Origin of the sequence: Paenibacillus zanthoxyli JH29, from assembly GCF_000520715.1 — a bacterium.
GTDB classification, from domain to species: domain Bacteria; phylum Bacillota; class Bacilli; order Paenibacillales; family Paenibacillaceae; genus Paenibacillus_AQ; species Paenibacillus_AQ zanthoxyli.
This window is the reverse complement of record NZ_ASSD01000490.1, coordinates 22,788-29,752: the sequence shown is the minus strand read 5'-3', so window position 1 is coordinate 29,752 and position 6,965 is coordinate 22,788. Positions and strand designations below refer to the sequence as shown.

6 protein-coding genes and 2 pseudogenes are annotated in these 6,965 nt (G+C 48.8%); 3 read left to right on the top strand and 5 right to left on the bottom strand.

What is annotated here, in order from left to right:
- Window positions 1–456: 456 nt before the first annotated feature.
- Window positions 457–588 (bottom strand): hypothetical protein, encoded by a 132-nt coding sequence (locus L691_RS33995; RefSeq protein ID WP_269634870.1) that lies wholly within the window; start codon window positions 586–588, stop codon window positions 457–459.
- A 107-nt stretch (window positions 589–695) separates the two neighbouring features.
- Here L691_RS33995 and L691_RS0118755 point away from each other — a divergent pair, with 107 nt between their 5' ends.
- Complete coding sequence (locus L691_RS0118755) at window positions 696–1,142, top strand: MarR family winged helix-turn-helix transcriptional regulator (RefSeq protein WP_025691932.1); 447 nt, start codon at window positions 696–698, stop codon at window positions 1,140–1,142.
- Between the two features lie 66 nt (window positions 1,143–1,208).
- A complete protein-coding gene (locus tag L691_RS0118750; RefSeq protein WP_025691931.1) occupies window positions 1,209–2,021 on the top strand; it encodes an SDR family oxidoreductase in 813 nt (270 codons plus the stop codon).
- Window positions 2,022–2,126: 105 nt separating this feature from the next.
- On the opposite strand, the gene L691_RS0118745 is transcribed toward L691_RS0118750, so the two are convergent.
- Complete coding sequence (locus L691_RS0118745; RefSeq protein ID WP_025691930.1) at window positions 2,127–3,305, bottom strand: serine hydrolase domain-containing protein; 1,179 nt, start codon at window positions 3,303–3,305, stop codon at window positions 2,127–2,129.
- Window positions 3,306–3,444: 139 nt separating this feature from the next.
- Here L691_RS0118745 and L691_RS0118740 point away from each other — a divergent pair, with 139 nt between their 5' ends.
- A complete protein-coding gene (locus L691_RS0118740; protein WP_025691929.1) occupies window positions 3,445–3,885 on the top strand; it encodes an Lrp/AsnC family transcriptional regulator in 441 nt (146 codons plus the stop codon).
- On the opposite strand, the pseudogene L691_RS29390 reads toward L691_RS0118740, so the two are convergent.
- The 3 genes and pseudogenes from L691_RS29390 to L691_RS0118720 form a co-directional block, all read right to left on the bottom strand.
- Window positions 3,849–4,989: pseudogene (locus tag L691_RS29390) on the bottom strand (MFS transporter). The gene L691_RS0118740 and the pseudogene L691_RS29390 sit on opposite strands and share 37 nt — an antisense overlap.
- Window positions 4,990–5,403: 414 nt before the next feature.
- A pseudogene (locus tag L691_RS29385) lies at window positions 5,404–5,729 on the bottom strand (VOC family protein); the annotation flags it as partial.
- 43 nt (window positions 5,730–5,772) lie between these two features.
- Window positions 5,773–6,936, bottom strand: a complete 1,164-nt coding sequence (locus L691_RS0118720; RefSeq protein ID WP_025691927.1) for an SMP-30/gluconolactonase/LRE family protein — start codon at window positions 6,934–6,936, stop codon at window positions 5,773–5,775.
- Window positions 6,937–6,965 lie beyond the last annotated feature (29 nt).

The following is a 6,965-nucleotide window of genomic DNA, read 5'->3' as shown; positions in this document are numbered from 1 at the left end:
GATATCAGTCGTAACTACGAGGAATGTTTGGACTTCTGGCCGCTGTTGTCCCCAGATTTTTTAATCAAAACCGCTCTTCGCGGATGAAATCCGGAGACAAAGGCGATCGCTGTCTCTCCTACAGTTCCAAACTTCCCTTTCGTTACTCCTTACCCTAATGTCATTTTTCAAGTTCATCTTATATAATAACCCCATTATACAAACCGACCATCGGTTTGTAAATATGATTCTTTTCGAGGGCGATTCCGGAAGGATATGGATACTGTCTGAATCGCAAAAAAACGCAACCCTTACCGGGCTGCGTCGATGTTTAACCTCAAAAGAATCGTTATGGTGTTCGCAAGTAAAGGAGACATCTCCGCAGGAAGCGCCTGGTATAGAAGAATGAAATCATCAACACAGCAGCCAGACATAACCCAAAAGGCAGGCTGAGTGGCGTAACGGCAAACCATTCGGCTACATCGTCAGGCTTCCCGAAAGACGAAGCTGAATAAGCAGCATAATCTGGTTTGTGGTCAGCGATCCCGGCTTAATGATCCGTTCAATGAAAGCTTGCGACTTCTGCTGAACACTGGCCATTTGATTCATAACGTTATGAACTCTAGCGAAGAATGGGAGCAGTTCCTTGACAAATATTATTCTATTCAGTAAATTTATTTTAGTTAAGGTCTTAACTATTTAAGGATGTGAGCTGTATGAAGGACCTGCAAAATTACGTGCTCGATTTACCGCTGCATAACCAAGTTTTCTTCGCACTGGTGGAAACAACGGCAAAGTTAGTCGATGTTTCAGAAAAATACTGGCAAACCAAAGGGTTGAATGGAGCCAGAATACGGATTTTGGTTGAACTTATGAAGGAAGGAGGAACCCTGCTTCCCTCCAAGCTCGCACAAAAAATCGGTGTAACCAAATCGAATATTACTCTACTGCTCAGTCCTTTGGAGAACGAAGGATTTATTCGCCGGGATCCCCATCCCAAGGATGGCCGAAAGTCAGTCATTACGATTACAAGCGAAGGTCAAAGTCTGTTACTGCAACACTTACCCGAGAATCGGCAGCAGATTGCTGAAAAAATGCAAGCGCTGAATGAGCAGGAATTGCATCAACTCCTTGCCTTACTCCAAAAATTAAAAAGGGCGTAATGCCGTTTTTCACCCATTTAGTTAAGCGATTAACTAAAATTCTACCTATGGAAAGGATGAATTTCAGTGTCTATTGTTATTACAGGAGCCAGCGGGAAGCTAGGAAATTTGATTATAGAGCAGCTTCTTCAACACGTTCCAGCCCATCAAATCGTTGCTTGTGTTCGCCGTGTTGAGACCGGGAAACACTTTGAGGAACAGGGAATTGCCGTCCGTTTGTGCGACTACGACCAGCCTGACTCCCTTGAGCAAGCATTCGCAGGAGCATCTCGATTGCTATTGATTTCAAGCCCGCATCACGATGATACCATTCGTTTACGCCAGCATGCTCAGGTCATAGAAGCGGCAAAAAGATCTAAGGTTGGCCATTTTTTATATACGAGCTTCGCCTTTCCTGAAAAGGGTACGACTTCCCTTTCTCATCTGCATTTAGCTACTGAACATGGGATTCGTACAATCGGAATTCCTTATACTTTTCTTCGTAATTGCTTGTATATGGATTTTGTAGGAGCGCTCGATCTGAATGCTGCAATTGCTAACGGTAAACTCAACGTTTACCCGGGGGATTGGAAGTTCAACTCCGTAACGCGCCTTGATCTCGCCACGGCCATTGCAGCAGTTCTTTCCGAACCTGGCCATGAAAATAAAACCTATGGGCTCACCGCGCCCGTTGCATGGACACTCAGCGAGCTGGCTGCGGCCCTGTCCGACCTGGCAGGCAAACCGGTTTCCTTGTGTCAAGACTCCCAGATTCAAAATTGGATTTACGGCTTTTTAAGCCAAATCGATACTTCCTCAACCTCAGGCGATCTGAAGCAGCTATTGGGCCGCCCGGTAACTACGCTGAAAGAGAGCATTAAACCTTTTATCGCAAGCTGAAGGGATCGAACCCTGACCGCATCGCGCCTACCGATACAGTCAGGCCAATAGTCAGGGTACTGTTCCCTCTTCTTCATTAATTCACGCTATTTCAAAATCCCCGCCTCATGACTTCCTAAGCCCTTCATAAACCGCTTCACATAGATCTATCGTGAACTGGCCCGACATGCCTTCCAGCGCGGTATTGGTGAACGCGACGACGCTTATTTGCTTGACGGGATCAACGAACCAGGAATGCCCGTAAGTTCCGCCCATGCGCCAAGTTCCCGGCGATTCGGATGTTTGAGCGGCCACCGGATCTTTTAGCACGGTAATACCCAACCCGAACCCGCGCCCTGGCCAGTAGGCCATTGGAAGATCGCCAATCTGGTTGGTAGTCATTTCTCTAACTAGGCTCTCCGGTAATAAAGGCGCTCCGCCTTTTCGCAGCGTTTCCAACAGCCGCATAAAGTCGCCCGCACTGCCAACCATGCCAGCTCCGCCTGAAGGATACGCCGTATGATCAAGCGCCCGGCCGGGAGCAAGTCTGAAACCCGAAGTACCTTCTATGAATGGAATGTGGTCAGAATCAAGCAGCCGGCGCGGCTCGGGAAGATCGTTCGCATATGCCGCAGAAAGCCTTGGAGCATCGACTGCAATAAACCCGGTATCCTTCATGCCGAGCGGCCCGGTTACCAGAGAACGCACCGCTTCGTCTAACGGGGCATCGGCGGACCTGGCAATGACCGCACCGAGCACATCTGTTGCAATGGAATATTTCCATTGGGTACCGGGCGTATAGAGCAGCGGTGCGGAAGCAATGCGCCGCAAATTTTCTTCCAATGAAATGCCGGCCTGATCCATACCGTCCGATACTCCGGCGTTGTCATATGAATCGTACTCCTTCTGGAAGAAACGGTAGGTCAGCCCTGCCGTGTGAGTCAACAAATGCCGAATGGTTACGGCGGCAAATTCACCGCTCAGCAGTCGGGGACGAAACTCGGGCAGCCATCTGTCCACACGGTCGTCCAACCCCAGACGGCCTTGCGATACAAGCACCAGGGCAGCTGTGGAAACGATCGGTTTGGATACGGAAGCAAGCCGGAATAGCGTATTTTCTTGCATGAACCGGTTTTGTTCTCGGTCTGCATATCCGGCAGCGCGGTTATAACATTGCGTTCCGTTAAGTGCAACTTGGACAACAGCGCCAACCAGCCTTTTTTCGGCAATTGTACGATCAATAACTTCATCAATACGTGCTTGCAGAACTTCTGTACCTGTCTTATTTACACCGTATTCGCTCAAGTGGCAGCCACCCTTTCTAACTTCATCTCTGAATTAATCATTCATTTTACATATCGCATTTCATCCATTATGATAATTACACAAATGAATATGAGGAATTTTATTCGCAAGACCTTAAATTTAAAGGAGGACATTCAAAGTGGATCATGTAGACAAGCAAATCCTCTTCCATCTTCAAAATCAAGCGCGGATTTCGATGACAGAGTTGGGTAAAAGCGTAGGGTTATCCCAACCTGCTGTAACGGAAAGAGTAAGACGAATGGAAGAAAAAGGCGTGATCGAAGAGTATCGTACAGTCATCAATCCTGAACAAATTGGAAGAAATACAGCAGCTTATATGTTATTTCGGACTAGAGACTGCTATGCCTTTCTTGATTTCGTCCGTTCCTCTCCCCATGTTGCCGAGTGCCACCGCATAAGCGGAGAACACAATTATTTATTAAAAGTACAGACCGACTCTACACGCGCTCTCGAAGAGTTTGGCAATCAGTGCGACAAGTATGGAACCTATACGATCCTGATTGTCATGTCTTCACCGATTGATCATAAATTTCTCATTCCTTCTCTCGAAGAAGTATAAGGAAATCCGTATTCTTGTGCCCGCCACACAACGAGCAGTGCAAGGAGCAGCAGCCATAAGCAAGGCCCACGGAAAGGATCGAACACCTAGGGTTTCGAGTAAAACAGCGCCAATTATCCCGCCTCCGCCGATAGCCAGATTCCATGCTGTCACCAGCATCGATTGAGCCGTATCCGCACTCTCGCCAGCGGCGTCTGCTATTGCCGTCTGCAGCAGTGTCGCTGCTCCGCCGAACGTAAGTCCCCAGACGGCAACCGCTGCATAGACCACAACGGGTTGACTGCTGCCTATGCCAAGCAGAAGGGATGCCAATGCGAAAGCTGCGAGGCTTATCAATACCAATAGGCGCTGTATACGGTCAATCAACAGTCCGATTATCCAGATCCCTGCAACCGATGTAACCCCAAAAATAAGCAGTACCATATCAACACGACGGGCAAGTCCGGTCCGGGCAAGGTAAGGCGCAATATATGTGTACAAAATGTTATGAGACAACACCCATGCCAGCACAACAATCAACACGGGCCGCACCCCCGGCAAAATGAAAACTTTGTGAAGGGGGAGTCTTTGGGCCGCGGCCTGTCCGGGAAAATCCGGAATTTTCCAGAGCACCCAAACAACGAGCAGCACCGCCAGCAGCGACATGATTACAAAAATAGAGCGCCAGCCAACTAGCACGCCGAGGAATGTTCCGGCAGGGACACCAAGCGCCAGAGCAAGAGGAGTGCCGACCATTGCCACCGCCACGGCCCGGCCTTTAAGAACATCCGGCACCATACGCCGGGCATAGCCTGCTGTCATCCCCCACAAGACACCTGCAGATACACCAGCCAAGAAACGGGCAATCAGCGTCAGCATGTAGCTAGAGGATAGTGCTGTAACACTGTTGAATACGAGAAAACCAATAATACACAGCAGCAACAGCGGCCTTCTCCTCCACCCTCGTGTTGCAGTTGTTAAGGGAATTGCGGCGAGCAGGGAGCCGATAGCATACGAAGTGACAAGCTGGCCGGCAGCCGCCTCCGAAACTCCAAGTCCCCCGCCGATCTGGGGAAGCAAACCGACTGGAAGCGTCTCTGTGAGGATACAGATAAACCCTGCCATGGCAAGGGCTAATAATCCGGCCCACGGAAGGCGAACAGAAGAAACTCCACTCGCGGCACTTTGCGCGGCTGAAGTCAGATTTGGACTCAATATCAAACACCTCCTTTCATTTGTGCGGATTCATGATTCCGCTGTAGAGCAAGCAATCGCTCACTCCAGATAAGTTTACAAAATGAATTGGTTATTTTACATACATCAATCAAGGTATATAAACAACTTTAGCCACAGTATTAAATTTAAAAATCAGTGTTATCCTTTAATTTTAAATCTGTATAAAACAAATAGACCTTCCGCATTCGGAAGGTCATTAAATCATTATAATGGGGCCTGGGGGGATGAACCTGACCTAATTGCTGTCAGCGATGCGCTCTGGCAAATGCGTTGCTATTACTGTCATAACCCTTTGACATCCCGTCACAATTCTTCCATACCAAGGTTGAACTGCCACTGCACACCGAACTTGTCCGACAGACTTCCGTAAGCTTTGCTCCAAAAGGTCTCTTGAAGCTCCATGCCAACTTTACCGCCCTCTTTAAGTTTATCAAACGCGGATTGCAAGGCGTCCTTGTCGTCGGTCACAATGGCAAGGCTAATATTGTTGCCTACCTAAAAGGCATACCGGGAAAAGTATCGGAAAACATCACATTGCTTCCAAAAATAGTAAGCCGGGTGTTCATGATCAGGCTCTTCGCTTCGTCCGGGAGCGGATATTCCGGGCTCGGGGGCGCTTCCCCAAAATTTGACGTCGCTTTTTTGGAACCGCTGGGCTTGCCGTGAAGGCAATTATTTGGTTAGCGGCACGCGATGAACGCCCTGGCTGCCTCCTGGCGCCGTCCCTATATATAGATATCCGTTATGGCTTACAGCCGTAGTTACGCCATACAGCGAGCCTTCCGGATCTTGCCAGCTTTCGATCAGCTCCCCCTGCGGGCTGAGCTCCACTACAAGCCCATGCTTCGCCGGTGCGCTTGCTCCGCTAAGCAGCGACTCCGGCACTTTGGCCATGGTACCGGCCAACCAAGGGCTGCGATGCATCTGATCTACAAAAGAAATGCGAGTCGTAAAGATCCCGACCCAGAAATGACCCTGCTCATCGCGCGTAATGTTGTCTGGAAAGCCCGCAAGATTGTCCGCGAAAATATCAGATGTCCCCTTCTTCGGACCCTTCAGCCAGTATCTGGTCAACTGATAATGATACGATTCCGCCACAAGCACAAAATCCTCCTTACTAGACAAGGCAATTCCGTTGGCAAAATAGAGCCCCTCTAACAGGACGGTCGTCTGCTTGGTTACCGGATCATATTTCAGCAAACGTCCATGCGGCTTGTTCTCGGCCATTTCTTTGAACATCACGCGGCCATAGGTCGAGGTGTCGGAAAAATAAATGGTACCATCCTGGGCAATATCAAGCTCGTTGGTTAAATAGATCGGCTTGCCGTCCACTTGATCGGCCAATACCTCTACGGTCCCATATGGGTTTACAGATAGCAGTCCCCTCTTGATATCAGCAACAATCAAATTCCCATTGTCATCGAATTTAAGTCCGTTGGGCGTTCCTTTGGTGTCTGCAAACACTTGAGCCTCTTGCGGATTACCCTCTGCATCGAAAGGAACCTTATAAATTTTCCCGTCAGAATCTCCTGTATATAGATTACCTTCCTTATCAAAGGTAATGAATTCCGGGGATTTAGGGGCATCCGTAACTAGCTGAGCCGAGCTGAGTTTGTTGTTCTGTTGCCACGGACCCGCTTCCTGAAAAGACGGGGCCGTTGGCGCGATCCATTTTGCCGGTTCGATAGGTGAAGGTACAAGCAGGAAAGTGATCACTCCAAGAAGGATCACCGCAAGCAGCGATAATCCCACTCTGCGTATCCGTTTATGTGTTGAGCGTTTCGGATGATTTCCGCCTGGAGGAGCTTTAGTAGAGAAATCTATTGTATTAGGCATTAGAGCGCCTCCTATGTCATGGAAGTAAA

Bases quoted from the DNA above. Each gene is read 5' to 3' on its own strand.
- L691_RS33995 (WP_269634870.1), bottom strand. From the start codon at position 588: ATGAATCAAATGGCCAGTGTTCAGCAGAAGTCGCAAGCTTTCATTGAA.
- L691_RS0118755 (WP_025691932.1), top strand. From the start codon at position 696: ATGAAGGACCTGCAAAATTACGTGCTCGATTTACCGCTGCATAACCAA.
- L691_RS0118720 (WP_025691927.1), bottom strand. From the start codon at position 6,936: ATGCCTAATACAATAGATTTCTCTACTAAAGCTCCTCCAGGCGGAAAT.